Source organism: Streptomyces sp. NPDC054849 (assembly GCF_053610945.1).
The window spans coordinates 1-20454 of record NZ_JBSGZI010000128.1; the positions used below are offsets into that span (position 1 = coordinate 1).

General features: G+C 72.6%; 15 protein-coding genes. 6 read left to right on the top strand and 9 right to left on the bottom strand.

What is annotated here, in order from left to right; all coding sequences use genetic code 11:
- Nucleotides 1-73: 73 nt before the first annotated feature.
- Together ACWGIF_RS34325 and ACWGIF_RS34330 are read right to left on the bottom strand one after the other, a co-directional pair.
- Nucleotides 74-880: an ABC transporter ATP-binding protein gene (locus ACWGIF_RS34325; RefSeq protein ID WP_453503377.1), complete on the bottom strand. Its 807-nt coding sequence runs from the start codon at nucleotides 878-880 to the stop codon at nucleotides 74-76.
- Nucleotides 873-1781 carry an ABC transporter permease gene (locus ACWGIF_RS34330; protein ID WP_453503378.1) on the bottom strand — a complete coding sequence of 303 codons (909 nt, stop codon included), beginning with the start codon at nucleotides 1779-1781 and terminating at the stop codon, nucleotides 873-875. The genes ACWGIF_RS34325 and ACWGIF_RS34330 overlap by 8 nt, the downstream gene beginning before the upstream one ends.
- Nucleotides 1782-1919: 138 nt before the next feature.
- On the opposite strand from ACWGIF_RS34330, the gene ACWGIF_RS34335 reads away from it, so the two are divergent.
- A complete protein-coding gene (locus ACWGIF_RS34335; protein WP_453503380.1) occupies nucleotides 1920-2558 on the top strand; it encodes a TetR/AcrR family transcriptional regulator in 639 nt (212 codons plus the stop codon).
- Between the two features lie 66 nt (nucleotides 2559-2624).
- On the opposite strand, the gene ACWGIF_RS34340 is transcribed toward ACWGIF_RS34335, so the two are convergent.
- From ACWGIF_RS34340 to ACWGIF_RS34360, 5 genes are all read right to left on the bottom strand, one after another.
- Nucleotides 2625-4886, bottom strand: coding sequence for a bifunctional glycosyltransferase/CDP-glycerol:glycerophosphate glycerophosphotransferase (locus ACWGIF_RS34340; RefSeq protein ID WP_453503381.1), 2262 nt, complete (start codon nucleotides 4884-4886; stop codon nucleotides 2625-2627).
- 183 nt (nucleotides 4887-5069) lie between these two features.
- Entirely contained in the window at nucleotides 5070-6080 is a 1011-nt protein-coding gene (locus tag ACWGIF_RS34345; RefSeq protein WP_453503382.1) for a carbohydrate ABC transporter permease, read from the bottom strand.
- Nucleotides 6077-7369, bottom strand: a complete 1293-nt coding sequence (locus ACWGIF_RS34350; RefSeq protein WP_453503393.1) for a carbohydrate ABC transporter permease — start codon at nucleotides 7367-7369, stop codon at nucleotides 6077-6079. The genes ACWGIF_RS34345 and ACWGIF_RS34350 overlap by 4 nt, the downstream gene beginning before the upstream one ends.
- 101 nt (nucleotides 7370-7470) lie before the next feature.
- A complete protein-coding gene (locus ACWGIF_RS34355) occupies nucleotides 7471-8829 on the bottom strand; it encodes an ABC transporter substrate-binding protein (protein ID WP_453503384.1) in 1359 nt (452 codons plus the stop codon).
- Between the two features lie 96 nt (nucleotides 8830-8925).
- Nucleotides 8926-11919 (bottom strand): FHA domain-containing protein, encoded by a 2994-nt coding sequence (locus ACWGIF_RS34360; protein WP_453503385.1) that lies wholly within the window; start codon nucleotides 11917-11919, stop codon nucleotides 8926-8928.
- A gap of 435 nt (nucleotides 11920-12354) precedes the next feature.
- On the opposite strand from ACWGIF_RS34360, the gene ACWGIF_RS34365 reads away from it, so the two are divergent.
- Entirely contained in the window at nucleotides 12355-14118 is a 1764-nt protein-coding gene (locus ACWGIF_RS34365; protein ID WP_453503387.1) for a protein kinase domain-containing protein, read from the top strand.
- Nucleotides 14119-14279: 161 nt separating this feature from the next.
- Nucleotides 14280-15527, top strand: a complete 1248-nt coding sequence (locus ACWGIF_RS34370) for a serine/threonine-protein kinase (RefSeq protein WP_453503389.1) — start codon at nucleotides 14280-14282, stop codon at nucleotides 15525-15527.
- 116 nt (nucleotides 15528-15643) lie between these two features.
- Here ACWGIF_RS34370 and ACWGIF_RS34375 read toward each other — a convergent pair whose 3' ends face one another.
- On the bottom strand, nucleotides 15644-16645 hold the full coding sequence (locus tag ACWGIF_RS34375) for an isopenicillin N synthase family dioxygenase (protein ID WP_453503395.1): 1002 nt from the start codon (nucleotides 16643-16645) through the stop codon (nucleotides 15644-15646).
- Nucleotides 16646-16961: 316 nt separating this feature from the next.
- Between ACWGIF_RS34375 and prfB the strand changes: the two genes are divergently transcribed.
- Nucleotides 16962-18071, top strand: a complete 1110-nt coding sequence (gene prfB / locus ACWGIF_RS34380) for a peptide chain release factor 2 (protein WP_453503390.1) — start codon at nucleotides 16962-16964, stop codon at nucleotides 18069-18071.
- A gap of 111 nt (nucleotides 18072-18182) precedes the next feature.
- Here prfB and ACWGIF_RS34385 read toward each other — a convergent pair whose 3' ends face one another.
- Nucleotides 18183-18374, bottom strand: coding sequence for a hypothetical protein (locus tag ACWGIF_RS34385; RefSeq protein ID WP_030662818.1), 192 nt, complete (start codon nucleotides 18372-18374; stop codon nucleotides 18183-18185).
- Between the two features lie 236 nt (nucleotides 18375-18610).
- Between ACWGIF_RS34385 and ftsE the strand changes: the two genes are divergently transcribed.
- Both ftsE and ftsX read left to right on the top strand, forming a co-directional pair.
- Nucleotides 18611-19300 carry a cell division ATP-binding protein FtsE gene (ftsE, locus tag ACWGIF_RS34390; protein ID WP_030011324.1) on the top strand — a complete coding sequence of 230 codons (690 nt, stop codon included), beginning with the start codon at nucleotides 18611-18613 and terminating at the stop codon, nucleotides 19298-19300.
- 17 nt (nucleotides 19301-19317) lie between these two features.
- Nucleotides 19318-20280 (top strand): permease-like cell division protein FtsX, encoded by a 963-nt coding sequence (ftsX, locus tag ACWGIF_RS34395; RefSeq protein WP_453503392.1) that lies wholly within the window; start codon nucleotides 19318-19320, stop codon nucleotides 20278-20280.
- Nucleotides 20281-20454: the final 174 nt, after the last annotated feature.

A 20454-nucleotide genomic window follows, 5' to 3' on the forward strand; every position in this document is an offset into this window, starting at 1 on the left:
CCGGAACACGTTCCGGGGGCCGGGGCCTTCTGCTGTCACGGGATGCGTGAGGGCGTGATCGGCACGACACGCTCTAACCCCTGGTGAAGGCCTCGTACGCGGCGCAGACCTCCTCGGACGGGCCGTCCATGCGCAGGACGCCCGATTCCAGCCAGATCGCGCGGTCGCAGGTTTCGCGGACCGTGTTGATGCCGTGGCTGACGAGGAAGACGGTGCCGGCGCGCTCGCGGAGTTCTTCGATGCGGGCCTGGCTGCGGCGCTGGAAGGCTGCGTCGCCGGTGGCCAGGGCCTCGTCGATCATCAGGACGTCGTGGTCCTTGGCGGCGGCGATGGAGAACCGCAGGCGGGCGCCCATGCCGGAGGAGTACGTCCGCATCGGCAGGGAGATGAAGTCGTCCTTCTCGTTGATGCCGGAGAAGTCGACGATGCCCTGGTAGCGCTCGCGGATCTGCTGCCGGGACATGCCCATCGCGAGGCCGCCGAGGACGACGTTGCGTTCGCCGGTCAGGTCGTTCATCAGCGCGGCGTTGACGCCCAGCAGGGAGGGCCGGCCGTGGGAGTAGACCCTGCCCCTTGCGACCGGCTGGAGGCCGGCGATGGCCTTGAGCAGGGTGGACTTGCCGGAGCCGTTGGAGCCGATGAGGCCGATGGCCTCGCCCTCGTACGCGGTGAAGGAGACGCCCTTGACGGCGTGCACCTCCGTGAGGCCGGGGGCCGGTCGGTGGGAGAAGAGGCGGCTGAGCGCCGCCGTGGCGCCCCCCTTGCGGCCGCCGCCGTGCACCTTGTAGACGACGTGGACGCCGTCCGCGATCACGGTGGGCACACGGGTCCCGGTCTTTCCGCCGGTCCTCGCGCCGGTCTTCGTGTCGGTCTCAGCCACGGCCGTACTCCTCTTCTGCCTTCCAGAACCAGACGAAGCCGCCGACGCCTGCGAGCAGTGCCCAGCCGACGGCGATCGGCCACACGTGGTGCGGGAGCGAATGCGCCTCGAAGCTGTCGATCAGCGCGAAGCGCATCAGGTCGATGTAGACGGCCGCCGGGTTGGCCTTGAGCATCAGCAGCACCCAGTGCGGCAGGTGGTCCGTCGTGAGCATCTGGTCGATGGACCACATGACGCCCGACGAGTACATCCAGGTGCGCAGGACGAACGGCATCAGCTGGCTGACGTCCGGGCTCTTGCTGCCGATACGGGCCATGATCATGGCGCAGCCGCCGGCGAAGACGGCCGTCAGCAGCAGGATCGGGACGGCCAGCAGCCAGGACGGGGCGGGCGTCTGGCCGAAGGCGAGCAGCAGGACGGCCAGGGCGCCCATGGTGACGAGCAGCTGCTGGAAGAGCTGGACGACGGTGGAGATGGGCAGGCTCGCGCGGGGGAAGCGCAGGGCGCGGACCAGTCCGAGGTTGCCGTGCACGGCGCGGGTGCCGGCGTTGACGGAGCTGCCGATGAAGTCCCAGACGAAGACGCCGGTGATCAGGAAGGGGACGTAGTCCGGCACGTCGTGGCTGGCCTTCATCACGATGCCGAAGATGAAGTAGTAGACGGCCGCATTGAGCAGCGGGGTCACCAGATGCCAGACCTGGCCGAGCCGGGCCGTGCTGTACGTGGCCTGCATGCGGGCCGTTGCGTAGGCGGTCACGAAGTGGCGTCGGGCCCAGAGCTCCGCGATGTAGCGGGGGAGCGTGGGGCGGGCGCCGCTGAGGGTGAGGCCGTGGGCGGCGGCCAGTTCCGCGAGTTCCGCGGAGGTCGCGGGCGCGGTCTTGGGTGCGGTCGCGGTCGTCACAGAGGTCGCTTTCGACGGGGTCGAGGACGTCGGCGCTGACGATAGGACGGGACCGTATCGTCGCTACGGTGAGATTAGGTCGTGGCGCGACGGAACGCAACCGTATCGTCGTGTCGTGTGCGCGGATATGCTCTGCGCATGACCACGGACCCCGCCTCCTCCTCTTCCTCTGCCTCCTCCTCAGCTCCCGCCCGCCGCGCCCCCGCCGGGGCCGCCGTACTGCGTGAGGACGTGACCGAGGCGATTCGGGAGGCGGTGGTGGAGGAACTGGCCGCGGTCGGCTTCTCGAAGATGTCCATCGAGGGCATCGCGCGGCGGGCCGGGGTCGGCAAGACCGCGGTGTACCGGCGCTGGAAGTCGAAGCTCCACCTGGTGCTCGACCTGGTCGGCGCCTTCGCGGCGGACGGCCTGCCGGTACCGGCGACGGGCTCGCTGTACGGGGACGTACGAGCCCTGCTGGAAGTCATGTCGCACGTACTGAAGCACCCGGTGGCGTCCGCGGTGATCCCCGACCTGCTGGTGGAGGCCGCGCGGAACCCGGAGATCGCCGACGCGGTACGGGGAGCGCTGCTGGACGGGCAGCGGCGGATCGCCGCGGGCATCGTCGGCGAGGCGGTCGCGCGCGGGGACCTTCCGGAGGGGGCCGACGCGGGGCGGGCGTTCGATCTGGTGATCGGGCCGCTGTACTGGCGGCAGGTGGTCGTCCGGGAGGAGGTCCCCGCCGGGTATCTGGACGAGCTGGCGCGCTCGGTGGTGGCGGGGCTCCAGACCGTCTGACCCCTGCGGCCCGTATGCGGACCCCACGGTACGGGGGCGGGGCCCCGCGACAGCGGCGGGCAGGAGCTACGGCCAGAGGCGGGCCAGGGCCGGTTCGGAGGCCTGGACCGGAGCGGGAGCCGCGGGAGTGGGACGGCGGTCCTCCAGGGGGAGGATCGCCCGGATCGGGGTGGGCTGGCCCAGGAAGACGCGGCGCACCACGCGTTCCGCCGCGTGGCCGTCGTCGTACGAGCAGAAGCGCGAGCGGAAGGCCGCCCGCAGCTGGGCGGAGCGCGAACCCTGCCAGTGGCCCGTGGTGAAGATGTCCACCAGCTCGTCCTGGGTCCTGGCGATCGCGCCCGGCGGGCACGATCGCAGGTCGAAGTACGTGCCGCGGGCCGCCTCGTACGCCTCCCAGTCGTCCGCGTGGATCACGATCGGCCGGTCCAGCGCCGCGTAGTCGAACATCAGGGACGAGTAGTCCGTGACGAGTGCGTCGGAGGCGAGGCAGAGCTCCTCCACCGAAGGGTGTGAGGAGACGTCCAGGAGGCGGGGGTGCGGCTCCCACGAGCGGTCGGCGTCCGCGTACGTGAGGTGCGTGCGGGTCAGCAGCGTGAAGCGCGGGCCGAGGTCGCGCAGCACCCGCTCGAAATCCAGGTGGTCCGGGCGGCTGCGCCGGTAGTCGCGGTGGGTCGGGGCGTACAGGATCGCCGTCGAGCCCGCCGGGATGCCCAGGCGTTCGCGCAGTTCGAGGACGTCCGCCTGGGTGGCCCGGTGGAAGACGTCGTTGCGCGGGTAGCCGTACTCCAGCGTCGTGTAGGAGGACGGGACGGCCTTCTCCCAGACCAGGGTGGAGTGCCGGTTCGCTGAGAGCAGGTAGTCCCACTGGTCGGCGCCGCGCAGCAGGCCCGCGAAGTCGGCGGTCGGGGCGGCCGCCGGCCGGTCCTGGAGATCGAGGCCGACCCGCTTGAGCGGGGTGCCGTGCTGGGTCTGCAGGAGGATCTGGCCCGGGCGCTTGACCAGGGCGCGGTCGAAGTTGACGTTCGTGACCAGGTACGTGGCCCGGGCCAGGGCGGTCCAGTACGCCGCAGAGCCCGGGCGCAGCGCCGCCGTCTCCCGGGGGAGGGTCCAGGCGTGCGCCGGGTCGCAGATCCAGGCAGTCCGCATCCGCGGCGCCAGCTCCCGCAGCTTCGCCTCGATCGCCGCCGGGTTGCAGGCGTACCCGCCGTGCCAGTACGCGGTGAAGACCGCCAGCTCAGGTCGGAGGGGACGCAAGCGCTGGATCCGGTAGTGCAGGCGCAGGGCCGTCTCGCGCATCCCCGGCCGCAGGGCCGAGGCCGTACGGCCCAGCGCCAGCCCGGCGGAGCGCAGCGCCGACAGCAGCCCATACGTGCGCCGGGTGCCCAGCCGCATGAGGGTGTGCCGGACGCGGTCGGTCCGCGACAGGGACAGCGGCAGGGCGCTGCGGCCGCCCGGGGCCCGGTAGCGGCGCAGCAGGGCGGAGGCCCGGCTGAAGAACTCGGCCCGGCCGGCGCGCGGGAGGCGGCGCGGGTCGGCGTACAGGGCGCAGAAGTGCTCGGCCATGCGGCGGTGCACGGCGGAGCGCCAGCGCTCCAGCTCGGGGCGGCCGGCGAGGTAACCGAAGACCCGGTCGTACTGGTCGAAGATGTCGAGGTGGCGGCGGCTGCGGGTGGTCAGGATCGAGCCGGTGCGCCGCTGGCGGTAGTGGACGCAGACCCGGTCCAGGACGGCGACGGACTCCGCGGCCAGCAGCGCCGGGTAGGTCCAGGGGGTGTCCTCGTAGAGGCCGGGCGGGAATTCGAGGCCCTCGCGTTCCACGTACTCGCGGCGGTACGCCTTGTTCCACACCACCATCAGCATGGCGAGCAGAGCCGGGCGGTCGGCGAGCCGGAAGCTCGCCGGGCCCTCCTCGGACAGCCGGTGCGAGAGGCGGTTGCGCACCACTTCGCCCGACCAGAAGGCGCGCGCGTAGTCGTAGACCAGGACGTCGGGGGAGCCGGTGGCCTTCAGCCGGTCGGTGATGGCCTGGAGGGCGCCGGGGGCGAGGGTGTCGTCGCCGTCGAGGAAGAGCAGGTAGTCGCCGGTGGCCCGGGCCAGACCCGCGTTGCGGGCGGGCCCCAGGCCCAGGTTGTGCACCAGGTGCACGGCGGTCACCCGGGGGTCACGGGCCGCGTACTCGTCGATGATCGAACCGCAGGCGTCCGGGGACGCGTCGTCGACCGCGATCAGCTCCAGATCCGGGTACGACTGCGTCAGGACCGAGTCCAGACTCTCCTGGAGGTAGGCCTGGACCTTGTACGCGGGCACGATGACGCTGAACCGGGGCACGGCACATCCAGGGGTCGGCGCGGGCATATGGCCCAGGAACCCCCGGCGTGGCGATCGGGTTACGCAGTGTGTGGCATTCGGGTTACGGAGCGTGAGCTGTCCAGGTCGGCCGCTGCACGTCGGTCGCTGGACGTCGGTCGGTGAGCGCCGTCCGCCGGCCCCCTGTCCACCCCGCCCCCGGTGCTACTTGACGGCTCCGGCCATCACCCCCGAGACGAACTGCCGCTGGAAGGCGAAGAAGACCACGAGCGGGATCACCATCGAGAGGAACGCGCCGGGCGCCAGCACGTCGATGTTGTTCCCGAACTGCCGTACCTGCTGCTGGAGCGCTACGGTGACCGGCGGGCTGGCCGAGTCCGCGAAGACCAGCGCCACGAGCATGTCGTTCCACACCCACAGGAACTGGAAGATGCCGAGCGAGGCGATCGCCGGCCCGCCGAGCGGCAGCACCACCCGGGCGAACAGCCGCAGTTCGCCCGCCCCGTCGAGGCGGGCCGCCTCCAGCAGCTCGCGCGGGATCTGCGCGAAGTAGTTGCGCAGCAGGAACACGGCGAAGGGCAGGCCGAAGGCGGTGTGGAAGAGGACCACTCCCGCGGTCGTCTCGAACAGCCCGATGGTGCCGAAGAGTTCGGAGACCGGGATCAGTGCCACCTGGACGGGGACGACGAGCAGTCCGACCACGACGAGGAAGAGCCAGTCCCGGCCGGGGAACTCCAGCCAGGCGAAGGCGTATCCGGCGAACGCGCCGAGGACCAGCACGAGCAGGGTGGCCGGCACCGCGATCGCGAACGTGTTCAGGAGGGAGCCGGTGATGGTGTCGTTGGCCAGCAGCCGCTCGTAGTTGCCGGTGGTCAGCCGCGAGGGCGCCGTCAGCACCTGCCACCAGCCGCCCTGGTTGAGGTCGTTGGGGGCGAGGAAGGAGGAGAGGAGCAGCCCCAGGGTGGGCAGCAGCCAGAACAGCGCGGCCGCGACCAGGAACACGCGCACCGCGCCTGCGGTGAACCTGGCCGAGGCGATCTTGGCGTACGAGGCCCTGGGGGCGGACGGGGCGGACGGGGCGGACGGGGTGGGCGGGGCCGTCGGGGCGGACTGGGCGGATGCGGCGGACGGGACGGTCGGGGCGGTCGCGGCGGCCGGCCCCGGTGCAGGCTCTGGGGTGCTCGTCGGGTCCGGCGTAGCGTCGGAACGGCTCATCGCGCCCCCTCCTTGCGCAGCCGGCGGATGTTCACGAGCATCACGGGGATCACCAGCACCAGCAGCAGCACGGCGATGGCGCTGCCCAGGCCCGGATCGGCGTCGGTGCCGAAGGAGGTCCGGTACAGCTGGAGCGCGAGCACGTTCGCGTCGTCCTGGACCGCGCCCGGCGCGATCACGAAGACCAGGTCGAAGATCTTCATGACGTTGATGACGAGGGTGACGAGCACGACCGCCAGGACGGGCGCCAGCAGCGGGACGGTGATCCGGCGGAACACCTGCCATTCGCTCGCCCCGTCCACGCGGGCCGCCTCCAGCAGCTCACGTGGTACGGCGGCCAGCCCGGCCCCGATCAGCACCATCGCGAAACCGGCCCACATCCATACGTACGCCCCGATCACCGCCGGGGTGACCAGCGCCGGGCCGAGCCACTCCACCCCGGCGTACGCCTCCCGGAAATTGGCCGCGGGCAGCCGCAGCTGCGCCCCGTCGGCCTTCGCGGACAGAGTGAAGGTGCCGTCGGCGCGGGCCGTCGCCGTGTCGACCACCCGGCCGTCCCTGACCGCCTCGATCCGCATCCCGGCGAAGCCCTGCTCGGTCGGGTCGACCACGTTCGTCGCGCCACCCCCGCCCCGGGTGAAGTCCTGCCAGACGGTGCCGGTGACCTTCCCCGGCACGGCCTCGGAGTCGCCCGCCGTCCGGGTCCCCTCGGGCAGGGCCTCCGGGGCCACGCCGACCAGCGGCAACAGCACCGGGGTGCCGGCGCGGACGGGGTCGCGGGTCATGAAGGCGCCCCCGCCGGCGTCCGCGAGCGGCGAGTCGCGGCCCGGGCGGGCCTTGGGGAAGGCCGAGGACTCCGCGAAGGTGTCGTGGACGCCCACCCAGACCGCGTTGGCGACGCCCCGGTCGGGATCGTGGTCGTAGACGAGCCGGAAGATGATGCCCGCCGCCAGCATCGAGATCGCCATCGGCATGAACACCAGCAGTTTGAACGCGGTCCCCCACCGCACCCGTTCGGTGAGCACGGCGAAGATCAGACCGAGCGCGGTGGCCGTGGTCGGGGCGAGCACCACCCATAGCGCCGTGTTCGTCAGGGCGGTGCGGATGGTGTCGTCGCTCAGGATCTCCCGGTAGTTGTCGCCGCCGACGAACGTGCCGCCGGAGCGGTCGAAGAAGCTGCGGTAGAGGGAGTAGCCGATCGGGTGCACGACGAGCGCGCCCAGAAGCACGAGGGCCGGGAGGAGGAACGCCGCCGCTGTCAGGCGGCGGCGCCGGGCCTCCGCGGACAGTCCCCGGGCTGCCTGGGACCGGGCCGCCGCAGAGGCCGCAGAGGCCGCAGAGGCCGCCGGGTCCGAGGGGTTGGAAGGGTCCGACGGGGCCTTCACGGGGATCAGTTCCCGTAGGCCTTGGCCGCGTCCGCCTCCAGTTTCGCCTGGGTGCCCGCCACGTCCGACGGGTTCGCCAGGAAGTCCTGGAGCGCCTTCCACTCGCCCGCTCCCGGGGTTCCGCCGAAGGCCGCCGGCGCCTGGTCCGACATGTCGAAGCGGAAGTCGTCACCCGCCGCGATCAGGGCCTTGGCGATGCCGCGCTGGATGTCGTTCGGATAGGCCGCCGGGTCCACCGCCTTGTTCGGTGAGAGGAAACCGCCCTCGCGGGCCTGGATCTCCGCCGCGTCCGGCGAGGCCAGGAAGGTGAGCAGCGCCTGCGCGCCCTTCGACGGCTTCAGCGCGACGGCCACGTCACCACCCGAGACCACCGGTGCCTTCGCGCCGACCGCCGGGAAGGGGAAGACCAGGGCGTCCGTGCCCACCTTCGCCTCGGTCTGGGCGATGTTCACCGCCACGAAGTCGCCCTCGAAGACCATCGCGGCCGCCGGCCGGTCGCCGCCGGTGAAGGTCTGCGTCACCGACTTCGGGAACTCGGTGGACAGCGCCCCGCTGGTCCCGCCCGCCAGGAAGTCCTTGCGCCCGAACAGCTCGCCGAGTGTCGTCAGGGCCTGCTTGACGCTGTCGTCCGTCCACTTGATCTGGTGCTTGGCCAGCTGGTCGTATTTCTCCGGGCCCGCCTGGGAGAGGTAGACGTTCTCGAACCAGTCGGTGAGGGTCCAGCCGTCCGCGCCCGCCACCGAGACGGCCGGGGTACCGGACGCGGACAGGGTGTCGGCCGCGGTGATCAGTTCCTTCCAGGTCGTCGGCGGTGTGACGCCCGCCGCCTCGAAGGCCTTCGCGTTGTACCAGATCAGCGACTTGTTGGCGGCCTTGTAGTACACGCCGTACTGCGTGCCCCCGACCGCGCCGAGGGCCTTCCAGCCCGCCGAATAGTTCGCGTCGAGCTGCGCCTTGGCCTCCGGTCCCACCGGCTGCACCCACTTGTTCTGCACCGCCGAGACGAGCGCCCCGACCTGCGGGAGCAGCGCGACGTCCGGCGGAGCCCCGCCGGCGATCTTCGTGCCGAGGAAGGTGACGATCGGATCCTGGGCCGGGACGAAGGTGACGGTGGCCCCCGTCCGCTTCTCGAACTCCTTCAGGACCTTGGTGAAGTTCTCCTGCTCCGGGCCCGTCCAGACCGCCGCGACCTCGAGCTTTTCGCCGGGCAGTTTCGGTAATTCCACCCGGGGCGAGGCCGTGGCGCCCTGGGGTGACTGCGGGGTCTTCTCCCCACCGCCTCCGCACGCGGTGAGCGCGAGCGCGCCCGCCGCGGCGAGCGCCGTCCAGGTGAGTGTCGTACGGCTCGTTCCGTGCCTGCGCATGGCTCTGCCCCCGATGCCCGTGGTGTGTCCCGGACCACAAGGTCTACGCCGACCCGCGCGCCCCCGCAATACCGCGTCGGGGGGCGGACGTGCGGGTCAGGACGACGGGGGGAAGAGCACGGGTATCGCCGAGACCAGGTGCGCGGCCCGGTCCAGGGCGCTGGCCAGCAGTGCGAGGTCGGTCGGACCGTTGCCCAGCTCACGCACCGGGCGGCGGGCCGGCGGATCACCCATCCGCTCCCACTCCACCGGGACCACGGTCGGCCTCTGGGTCGCCGTCCGGGGGATCCGGCCGGTGACCCGGCCCGCCTGGAACGGGACCGTACGGCCGTCCGCGAACCGGAGCAGGCCGCGGCCGGGGCCCGGCTGGTCGGGGGCTTCGAGTTCCACGCGAAGGGTCGCCAGCCGGGCCGGCCCGGTGTCCGCCGTACGGTCCGGGTGAGCGGTCGCGGCCACCAGGTGCACACCGAGCCGGGCGCCCTCGCGGGCCACCGCCTCCAGCGCCCGGACCACCGACCCGGCGGCCGGACGCCCGGTACTGCCGAGCCCCGGCGCGACCAGCGCGTCGAGGTCGTCCACCAGGACCACCAGGCGGGGCAGCGGGCTCGGTCCGGCCGGGTCCGTAAGGGTGGCGGAGGCGCGCAGCCGGAGCGTTCCCGTGCGGTGGGGGTCCAGGTCGCCGCGCAGCTCGCCCGCAGTGGGCTGGCGGGGCGAGACCATCCGGCCGGAGAGCTCGCGCTGCGCGTGCCACTCGGCGAACGGGACGCCGTCCAGCAGCTCGGAGCGGCGCTTGAGCTCGGCGCCCAGGGCCTGCGCGAACTCCCGCATGCGCAGCGGATCGGAGGCGACCAGATGGGCGGAGACGTGCGGGAGTTCGGTGCAGGGCAGCAGCCCGTCGCCGCGTTCGCCGCCCGCCCCGTCGAGGAGGAGCAGCCCGAGCCGGTCGGGCCGGGCGCCGGCGGACAGGGACGCGGCCACCGACCGCAGCAGCTCGGTCCGCCCGCTCCCGGCGGGCCCCTCGATGAGCAGGTGCGGGCCGTCGTGGACGAGTTCGGTGCCGACGGGCCCGCGCCGCCCGCTGCCGAGCACGATCTCGGCGAGGCCGCCCTTGCCCTGGCCCTGGTCGGTGGCGGCGGCCCAACGGGCCATCAGGGAGGCCGGGGTGGCCCGGGCCAGCCCCAGCTCGTCCAGCAGCCGTGCGGTGGCGGGCAGGGCGGCCGCGGCCGGGCGGTAGGGCCCGGCCGATGCGCCCTCACCGGTGCGCAGGGGCGCCAGGGCGCGGGCGAAACGCTCGGCCCAGGCGGCGGAGACGGCGTCGGCGGTGGCGGTACCCCCGGACGGGACCGGCCTGCCGCCGCTGATCGCGAAGGTCCGTACGGCCGTGGCCACGTCGCCGCTGAGCAGGGCGACCGCGCCGCAGTCCCGGAAGGCGGGGGTGCTCGCGCACGCGGCCTCGTACGTCTCGGCGACCGGCGAGGCGGGAGTGGCGGCCGGGGCGTCGGCGAGCGCGAGCACGTGGATCCCGGCGGCCGGGCCGTGCGAGGCGAGCCGGCCGGTGACGTCGCGCAGCGGGCCGGCCCCGGGATCGCCGTCGAGGACGAGGAGCGTGTACGGGCCTTCGTAGGCCTCGGCCGCCTGCCGGACCCGTTGGGGATCGGCGGCGGCCCAGTGTGTGCCGAGCGGGCCGTCGTCGAGGCGCCGGGTCAGTTCACCGGTGCGGGCGGCGGCCTGGTCCCGGTCGTACGCGAGGAGGAGCCGGCAGTCCTGCCCGTGCGCGGGACGTACGTGGGGCAGCCAGCCGAGCCAGCCCCAGTCGCGCCGCCGGTCGGCGAGCGGGCGGGCGCGGTCGGTGGAGACGAGCACGATCTCCAGCTGCCCCGGGGCGTGCAGCCCCGCCAGCTGGGCGACCACCCAGCGGGCGACCCCGGCCAGGCGCGTGCGCGGGCCGGCGAGGCCGAGCGCGCCGACGGCGGGCAGCGACACACGGCTTCCGGCGCCGAGGCCGACGTGCAGGGCCGCTGCGTGCCCGGCCTGCCCGGCCTGCCCGGCCTGCCCGGGCGTGCGGGACCACAGGCGCTCGGTGGGGCCCATGGCGGCCAGCAGCAGCGTGGCGGGGTCGTCGGGGTCCGGTGCGGCGGCGAAGGCCACCGCCTGCGGTGCGGCCTCGGGAACGTCCTCCCCGCGCACCCACTTGCGGGCCCATGCGCCGAGCCCCTTGCGGCGGCCCGGCCCCCCGTCGGGGACGCCGGGGCGCAGCCCGGACGGCGCGTCGGTGTCCGGCTCACTCCCGTCGGGCGTGGGGGAACCGGCCGGGGCGGGCGGTGGCGGCAGACCGGGCCCTCCCGCCACCGCCGGACCGCCGGAGACGGACCGGGAGGTCGTGCCGGAGGCGTCGGTCGCCGGGCCGGAGGGTGCCGGGTGGGGCCCCGGGGCGGGCGCGGCGCGGCCCGGCAGGGCGAGGTGGCCCTCCAGGTCGGGGGTCACCTGCAGCGGGGGTGCGCCCGCGGGCGCCAGCCGCAGCGTGGACTCGCCGACCCGCAGCAGCGCCCCCGGCGGCAGGGCGACCGGCTGCGGTCCGACGGGGGAGCCGTCCAGCGTGGTGCCGTTCGTCGAGTCCAGGTCGGCCACCGCGACCCGCCCGTCGCGGATCACCGTCACCGCGCAGTGCATCCGTGACACGTCGGGGTCGTCCAGCGGGACGTCGGCGTCGGAGGAGCGGCCCACGCGGATCTGCCCGCTGTGCAGCAGGTGCACGCCGCCCGCGTCGGGTCCGGCGACGACGTGCAGCTGGGGTGCGCCGAGGCTCTCCTCCGGCAGGACGTCCGGCACCGGCGCGTGCAGCGCCAGGACCGCACCGTCGACGAGTGGCGGCTCACCGAGGACCCGCCGCTGGAGGTCGAGGCGCTCGGAGCCGGCGTACAGCACGATCGTGCCCCCGGTGTCGGGTCCGCCGACGGTTGCCGCGAGCCCGGAGGCGACTGCGGCCAGGGCGGTGCCGACGGGTGCGGTGACGAGTACGTCACAACTCGCGGGGGCGGTCGCGGTCTGGTGGCCGCTGCGCGACCCGAGGACGGTCAGCCGGATCTGCATCGCCGTCAGCGGTCCCTTCTGCGCGGTGCGCGGTGTGTGCGCCCGGCAGGGAGTTTCGGGACATGGCTTGCCCGGTCGCCCCCCACCCGGCACGGACGCGTCGTCCGGTCAGGTCTGCCGGAAGGCGGGGCTCCCGTCCCGTGCCGTCCGTACGGGTGCATCCTCGCACCTGTCGCGGACAACACGCCCGGGGCCCAACGATAAATGATCTTGATTGATTATGACCCTGGGCGGACCTCGGCCGGATGTGGACGGCAAGCCGGGGAAAGAAGGGGAAAATCGCCTCCGGCATACCCCGCAAACATCACCCTCCGCACATATGTGCGGCAACCAACCTTCGGGGACCGGCGTCTTCCCCGGGGACACCCCCTAGAGTGGGCCGGAAAACCAATCAGGGGATCGACCACAGCAGACGACAGCAGGGGAGCGCGAGACGTGCGGCCAGTCGGCAGCAAGTACCTGCTCGAGGAGCCGCTCGGGCGCGGCGCCACGGGCACTGTCTGGCGTGCACGCCAGAGGGAGGCCGCCGGCGCGGAGGCGGCCGTCGCCGGGCAGCCCGGCGAGACCGTGGCCATCAAGGTCCTCAAGGAGGAGCTGGCCCAGGACCCCGACATCGTCATGCGCTTCCTGCGGGAGCGCTCGGTCCTGCTGCGCCTGACCCACCCCAACATCGTGCGCACCCGCGACCTCGTGGTCGAGGGCGATCTGCTCGCCCTGGTCATGGACCTCATCGACGGCCCGGACCTGCACAGGTACCTCCGCGAGAACGGCCCCTTCACGCCCGTCGCCGCGAGCCTGCTGACCGCCCAGATCGCGGACGCGCTCGCCGCCAGCCACGCCGACGGCGTGGTGCACCGCGATCTGAAGCCGGCCAACGTGCTGCTCGACGAGCGCGGCGGCCAGATGAAGCCGATGCTCACCGACTTCGGCATCGCCCGCCTCGCCGACTCCCCGGGCCTGACCCGCACCCACGAGTTCGTCGGCACCCCTGCGTACGTCGCCCCCGAGTCCGCGGAGGGCCGCCCGCAGACCTCCGCCGTCGACATCTACGGCGCCGGCATCCTCCTCTACGAGCTGCTCACCGGCCGCCCGCCGTTCGCCGGCGGCACCGCGCTCGAAGTGCTCCACCGCCACCTCAGCGAGGAGCCGCAGCGCCCGTCGACCGTGCCCGAGCCGCTGTGGACGGTCGTCGAGCGCTGCCTGCGCAAGGAGCCGAACGAGCGCCCCAGCGCCGTGAGCCTGGCCCGCGCTCTGCGCGTGGTCGCCGCCGGCGTCGGCGTGCACTCCTCGGCCGCCGAGGTCGAGGCCGCGCTCGGCGTCGGCGCGCTGCTCGCGCCCGACCCCTCGCCGGCGCCGGTCCCCGAGACCCCCGGCGCCGCGGACCCCACCCAGATGCTCCCGTCCGGGGCGGGTGCGTCGGCGAACGCCTACGACCCGAACGCCATGACCAGCGTCATGCCGCCGGTCGGCGCGGCCGACGCCACCTCGGTGCTGCCGAGCACGGGGGCCCCCGGGGCCGACCCGACCTCGGTGATGCCCCCCGTACAGCGGCCGGACCAGCCGCATCCGTGGCAGTCGCAGATGCAGGCCGCCCGTGACCGCAACGAGCAGACGCAGATCCAGTACCTCGACCCGAACGAGGACCCGCTGCGCCGCCGTCCGCAGCGGCAGGCGCCTCCGCCGCCGCAGCACCGGCCCCAGCAGGCCCAGCAGCCGCAGCAGTCCCAGCAGCCGTACCGGCAGGGCCCGCCGCCGCAGCAGTACCAGCAGCCGCAGCAGCCCCAGTACCGCCAGCCGCAGCAGCAGTATGCGCCGCCGCCGCAGCACTACCAGCCGCAGCAGCATCAGCCCCAGCCGTACCAGCAGCCCCAGCCGCAGCAGCCCCAGTACCGCCAGCCCCAGCAGCCCCCGCAGGCCCCGCCCCCGCAGCGGCCGGCCCCCCGGGAACCGCGCGAACCGCGCCGCCGCAGTGCCAATCCGGTGCGGATCCCCGGCCTCGGCTGCCTCAAGGGCTGCCTGGTCATGATCCTGCTGTTCTTCGTGGCGGGCTGGCTGATCTGGGAGCTCACCCCGCTCCAGGAGTGGGTCGGCACCGGCCGGGGCTGGTGGGACCAGCTGTGGACCTGGGGCACCGACATCGTCGACTGGGTGAGCGCGATCGGGGACGCCACGGGCTCCACGGGCTCCACCCAGCCCTGAAGCGGACCCGGGTAGGGCCGACTTCGTGGATTTGTCGACTTCTGGGACACGATTTCGCCCGCAGAAGTGAAGGTCGCCGCGAATCCGGCCCCCTGCTGGCCTCCAACACCCACCCGGCCGCGTAGCTTTGGTGCGGTACGCCAGCCGCTGAGGGAGCAGTCGTGGCACGGAAGATCGGCAGCCGGTACACCGCGCACCAGATCCTGGGGCGCGGCAGCGCGGGCACGGTGTGGCTGGGCGAGGGGCCTGACGGGCCCGTCGCCGTCAAACTGCTGCGCGAGGACCTCGCGTCCGACCAGGAACTGGTCGGACGGTTCGTCCAGGAGCGCAGCGCGCTGCTCGGCCTGGAACACCCGCACGTCGTCTCCGTCCGCGACCTCGTCGTGGACGGCAACGACCTCGCCCTCGTCATGGACCTCGTACGCGGTACGGACCTGCGCACGCGCCTCGACCGCGAGCGGCGGCTCGCCCCCGAGGCGGCCGTGGCGATCGTCGCGGACGTCGCCGACGCGCTGGCCGCCGCGCACGCCGCGGGGGTCGTCCACCGGGACGTCAAGCCGGAGAACGTCCTGCTGGACATGCAGGGGCCGCTCGGCCCCGGCGGCGCGCATCCGGCGCTGCTGACCGACTTCGGTGTGGCCAAGCTGATCGACTCGCCCCGGCGGGCCTCCGCGGGCCGGGCCTCGGCCCCCACGACCCGGATCATCGGCACCCCGGACTACCTCGCCCCGGAGATCGTCGAGGGCCTGCCCCCACGGGCGGCGGTGGACATATACGCCCTGGCCACCGTTCTGTACGAGCTGCTGGCCGGTTTCACCCCGTTCGGCGGAGGCCACCCGGGCGCGGTCCTGCGGCGGCACGTGACGGAGACGGTCGTCCCGCTGCCGGGGATCCCCGACGAGCTGTGGCAGCTCATCGTGCAGTGCCTGGCCAAGGCCCCGGCCTCGCGCCTGCGGGCGTCGGAGCTGTCGGTCCGGCTGCGCGACCTGCTGCCGATGCTGGCGGGGATGCCGCCGCTGGACGTGGACGAGCCGGACGACGCGGAACCGGACCCCGAGCCCCTGGACGAGCCGGCCGCCGATCCGGTCCGGCGGCGGGGCGTGGTCCCGCTGGTGCCGGGTTCCGCGACGGACTCCAACCGGGACACCCACACCTCGATGCGGGTGCCCGGGCCGGACGAGCTGGCGGGCGGGGCGCTGGGCACGGCGCGGGTCCCGCGCCCGGCCGGCGGGCACCGGCCGGGCGCGGCCCGGCACCGGGCGGAGGCCGCCCGCAAGCGGAGGCTGGTGCTGTCCGTCTCGGCCGTGGCGCTCGCCGCGGCGGCCGGGCTGGGCGGCTGGCTGGCCTTCTCCGGGGGCGACGAGCCCCCGCCCCAGGACAGCAAGCAGTCCGTTCCCCGGACGCCGTAGCCCGGCCCGCGGCAGCCTGCTGGGGGCTCCGCCCCAGACCCGCGCCTCACACGCCGGCGAGGCTGAAAGAGCGCGGGTGCGAAGCGGAGCCCGGCGGGTACGGGGCGGAGCGCCGGCTAAACGCCGACCAGTTCCGGATGCCAGCGCCGCGCAACGGCCGGGTGGGCGCGGACCCAGCCCTTCAGCTCGTTGCGGCCGTACTCGGCGTGCAGCGGGTTCGACGCGTCGTGCGCGACGCCCGGCGCCGAGCGCAGGTAGTCGCCCGGGACCGTCTCGACGACCGCGTCCAGACGCGGGTTGTAGAAGAACGGGACCGAGTACCGCTCCACCGCACCCGGCGGGCTGACCACCCGGTGGTCCGTCGCCGTCAGGTAGCCCTCGGTCGCGATCTCCAGCAGTTCGCCCAGGTTGACCACGAACGCACCCGGCAGCGGCGGCACGTCCAGGTAGCCCCCGTCGCGGACGACCTGGAGGCCCCCCACCGAGTCCTGCAGCAGCAGGGTCAGGAAGCCGTAGTCCTTGTGCGCGCCCACGCCTTGGTCCGCGCCCGACGGTGCCGATCCCGGGTAGCGGATCAGCTTGGTGTGCAGGTGGGGGCGGTCCGCGAAGGCCTCGTCGAAGAAGTCCGCCGGGGCGCCGATCGAGGTGAGGAGCTCCTGGAGCAGGCGGTGGGCCACCGCCGCGAGCCGGGACTGCCAGTCGAGGACCACCGTGCGGAGCTCCGGGAGGGCGGCGGGCCACTGGTTCGGGCCCTCCAGCCACAGGTACGCGGGGTCGTCCGGTCCCACCGCCGGCGCCGGGCGCTCGGCGCCGACGTCCAGCTGGTCCCGCCAGTCGGAGGCCCCGCCGGTCAGCTCGTGGCCGATCCGGGTGTAGCCGCGGAAGTGCGGGGAGTTCAGGTTGCTCACGGCGAGCCGGTCGGACTCAGGCAGGGCGAAGAAGTCCCTGGTCAGGTCGAGGATGCGGGCGCTCTCGGCGGCGGTGACGCCGTGCCCGGTCAGGTGCAGGAAACCGGTGTCCCTGGCGGCCGCGTGCAGCTGCTTCAGGAAGTCGGCCCGCTGGGCCGGGTCGTCGGCCTGGGACAGGTCCAGGACGGGGAGAGTGTGCGCGGACGGCATGACGGCTCCGTTTCGGGATGTCACGGGGTCCTGTTCCCCTTGTGGTGGCGGGGGCCGCGGGCGGGGAGGGCCGCCGGCAGGGATGGTGCCGGGACCGCGTGAGCCGCGTACAGGACCAAGTCGGATCGAAGTGGATCAGGCTTGGGGTTGGTCCGGCGGCAGACAGCTCGTCGTCGTGACACGCATGTGGTCGACATGGCGGCGCTTGACGAGGAGAACGGTCATACCGTGAGCGTACGCCCGTACGAGTCGTCATCAGTACGGGTGATCCGGCCTGCCCGGACGGCCTTGTCCGGGGACCGGCTACGCTGGACCCGTGGCAGTCGTCGATGTTTCCGAAGAGCTGAAGTCCCTCTCCTCGACCATGGGGTCGATCGAGGCCGTCCTGGACCTCGACAAGCTGAGGGCAGATATCGCCGTGCTCGAGGAGCAGGCCGCCGCGCCGTCCCTGTGGGACGACCCGGACGCCGCCCAGAAGATCACGAGCAAGCTTTCGCACCTCCAGGCGGAGGTACGCAAGGCCGAGACCCTGCGCGGGCGCATCGACGACCTCGCGGTGCTGTTCGAGCTCGCCCAGGAGATGGAGGACGCGGACACCCTCGCCGAGGCGGAGAGCGAGCTGGTCTCCGTCCGCAAGGCGCTGGACGAGATGGAGGTCCGGACCCTGCTCTCCGGCGAGTACGCCGAGCGCGAGGCCCTGGTCAACATCCGGGCCGAGGCCGGCGGCGTGGACGCCTCCGACTTCGCCGAGCGCCTGCAGCGCATGTACCTGCGCTGGGCCGAGCGCCACGGATACGCCACCGAGGTCTACGAGACCTCGTATGCGGAAGAGGCCGGCATCAAGTCGACCACCTTCGTCGTCAAGGCCCCGTACGCCTACGGCACCCTCTCCGTCGAGCAGGGCACCCACCGCCTCGTGCGGATCTCGCCCTTCGACAACCAGGGCCGCCGCCAGACCTCGTTCGCGGGCGTCGAGGTGCTGCCGGTCGTCGAGTCCAGCGACCACGTCGAGATCGACGAGGGCGAGCTGCGCATCGACGTGTACCGCGCCTCCGGCCCCGGCGGCCAGGGCGTCAACACCACCGACTCGGCGGTGCGCATCACGCACATCCCGACCGGCATCGTCGTCTCCTGCCAGAACGAGCGCTCGCAGATCCAGAACAAGGCCAGCGCCATGAACGTCCTCCAGGCCAAGCTGCTGGAGCGGCGCCGCCAGGAGGAGCAGGCCCGGATGGACGCCCTCAAGGACGGCGGCAGCTCCTGGGGCAACCAGATGCGGTCCTACGTCCTGCACCCGTACCAGATGGTCAAGGACCTGCGGACGGAGTTCGAGGTCGGCAACCCGCAGGCCGTGCTCGACGGCGAGATCGACGGCTTCCTGGAGGCCGGTATCCGCTGGCGCAAGCAGCAGGAGCAGACCGCGTAAGGCAGATCAGAGCGCGAGCGCAGAAGCACGGAAGGGCCCGGACACCGTCGGTGTCCGGGCCCTTCCGTCGACTGTGATCGGTACGCGGCGCGGAGACCGCGGGCACCGCGACTAGGCGGTCTGCTGGGCCACCAGTACCAGAGCGGCCACGAGGACCACCATGAGCACGATGAGGGCCACGGGGTTCAGGCCGGAGAAGGGGCCCTCCTGCTGGAGGCGCTCCCGGTTCGCCCGGCACACCGGGCAGCGGCCCTGGCTGACGGGTGCGGCGCAGTTCGCGCACACGAGCCGGTCATATGTCATGCGCTCCTCCTCTCGTCCCCTCGGTCGTGTCGTTGCCTATAACGGCGTGGGGAACGAGACCGTTCCCCCTACCACTGTGCCAGCTTCGCCGACATTCGGCGCGGCCCGTCGGGGCAATCACGCTCGGACCGCCCGGGACCGTGGGATAAATCGGGCAAGTCCGGTTGCCGGGTCCACACCTCGCGCCCGTTCGCGTATGGTCACGCACACCTACTCCCGGCGACCGTGGTGCACCCGTGATCCGATTCGACAGCGTCTCCAAGTCCTACCCGAAGCAGAGCCGTCCCGCACTGAGAGAAGTCTCCCTCGACATCGCGAAGGGCGAGTTCGTCTTCCTGGTCGGCTCCTCCGGCTCCGGCAAGTCCACCTTCCTGCGCCTCATCCTGCGCGAGGAGCGGGCGAGCCACGGCCAGGTGCACGTCCTGGGCAAGGACCTCGCCAAACTCTCCAACTGGAAGGTCCCGCAGATGCGGCGCCAGTTGGGGACCGTCTTCCAGGACTTCCGCCTGCTGCCCAACAAGACGGTGGCCGAGAACGTGGCCTTCGCGCAGGAGGTCATCGGCAAGCCGCGCGGCGAGATCCGCAAGGCCGTCCCGCAGGTCCTCGAACTGGTGGGCCTGGGCGGCAAGGAGGAGCGGATGCCCGGCGAGCTCTCCGGCGGTGAGCAGCAGCGCGTGGCCATCGCCCGCGCCTTCGTCAACCGCCCCGCCCTGCTGATCGCGGACGAGCCCACGGGCAACCTCGACCCGCAGACCTCCGTCGGGATCATGAAGCTGCTGGACCGGATCAACCGGACCGGCACCACCGTGATCATGGCGACGCACGATCAGCAGATCGTGGACCAGATGCGCAAGCGCGTCATCGAACTCGAACAGGGCCGACTCGTACGCGACCAGTCGCGCGGCGTCTACGGCTACCAGCACTGAAAGGCCCTTGAGACGTCATGCGCGCCCAGTTCGTCATGTCGGAGATCGGCGTCGGTCTCCGCCGCAATCTCACCATGACCTTCGCGGTCATCATCTCGGTGGCCCTGTCACTGGCCCTGTTCGGCGGCTCCCTGCTCATGAGCGAGCAGGTGAGCAGGATGAAGGGCTACTGGTACGACAAGGCCAACATCTCGATCTACCTCTGCAACAAGCAGGACGCCCAGGAGGCCGGTGAGGCCGCGGCCAAGGCCAAGGAATCGGGGACGACGGGGGTCACGGTCTGCGGCAAGGGCGCCGTGACCGACGAGCAGAAGAAGCAGATCGAGTCCGAGCTCAAGCAGATGTCCCTGGTCAAGTCGGTGGCCTACGAGTCGGCCGACGAGGCGTACAAGCACTACCAGGAGCAGTACGGCCACACCGCTCTGGCCTCCTCCATCACCCCCGACCAGATGCAGGAGTCCTTCCGGGTCAAGCTCAAGAACCCGGAGAAGTACAAGGTGGTCACCTCCGCCATGGTGGGCCGGGACGGCATCCACACCGTCGACGACCAGCGCCAGGCGATCGACGACCTCTTCCGGATCCTCAACTACCTCAACATCGCCGCCATCGCCATCATGCTGATCATGCTGATCGTGGCGCTGCTGCTGATCGTCAACACCGTGCGCGTCTCGGCGTTCAGCCGCAGGCGCGAGACGGGGATCATGCGGCTGGTGGGTGCCTCCAGCTTCTACATCCAGGTCCCCTTCATCATGGAGGCCGCCGTCGCGGGCCTCATCGGCGCGCTCTTCGCCTGCGCCATGCTCGTCTCCGGTCAGTACTTCGTCATCGACCACGGTGTCGGGCTGCGCGACAAGATCCAGCTCATCGACTTCATGGGCTGGGGATCGGTGCTGGCCAAGCTCCCGTACGTGTTGTTCATCGGCCTCCTGATGCCCTCCATGGCCGCCTTCATCGCCCTGCGCAAGTACCTGAAGGTGTGACAAGCGCCCCGCGAGCGGTCCGGCCAACCATCCGTACCGGAGCGGGGCTTGTCCTAGACTCGGCGCCATGCCGGGTCTGCCCGCCTTCTGTCTCCGGCCCCGCGACCTGCGTCGCGGGGCCGTTTTGACGTTGGCCTTCCTCGCCGCCGTCGCCACCGGCGCCTTAACCGGATG

Bases quoted from the DNA above. Each gene is read 5' to 3' on its own strand.
- ACWGIF_RS34335 (WP_453503380.1), top strand. From the start codon at position 1,920: ATGACCACGGACCCCGCCTCCTCCTCTTCCTCTGCCTCCTCCTCAGCT.
- ACWGIF_RS34345 (WP_453503382.1), bottom strand. From the start codon at position 6,080: ATGAGCCGTTCCGACGCTACGCCGGACCCGACGAGCACCCCAGAGCCT.
- ACWGIF_RS34355 (WP_453503384.1), bottom strand. From the start codon at position 8,829: ATGCGCAGGCACGGAACGAGCCGTACGACACTCACCTGGACGGCGCTC.
- ACWGIF_RS34360 (WP_453503385.1), bottom strand. From the start codon at position 11,919: ATGCAGATCCGGCTGACCGTCCTCGGGTCGCGCAGCGGCCACCAGACC.
- ftsX (WP_453503392.1), top strand. From the start codon at position 19,318: ATGCGCGCCCAGTTCGTCATGTCGGAGATCGGCGTCGGTCTCCGCCGC.
- ACWGIF_RS34385 (WP_030662818.1), bottom strand. From the start codon at position 18,374: ATGACATATGACCGGCTCGTGTGCGCGAACTGCGCCGCACCCGTCAGC.
- ACWGIF_RS34375 (WP_453503395.1), bottom strand. From the start codon at position 16,645: ATGCCGTCCGCGCACACTCTCCCCGTCCTGGACCTGTCCCAGGCCGAC.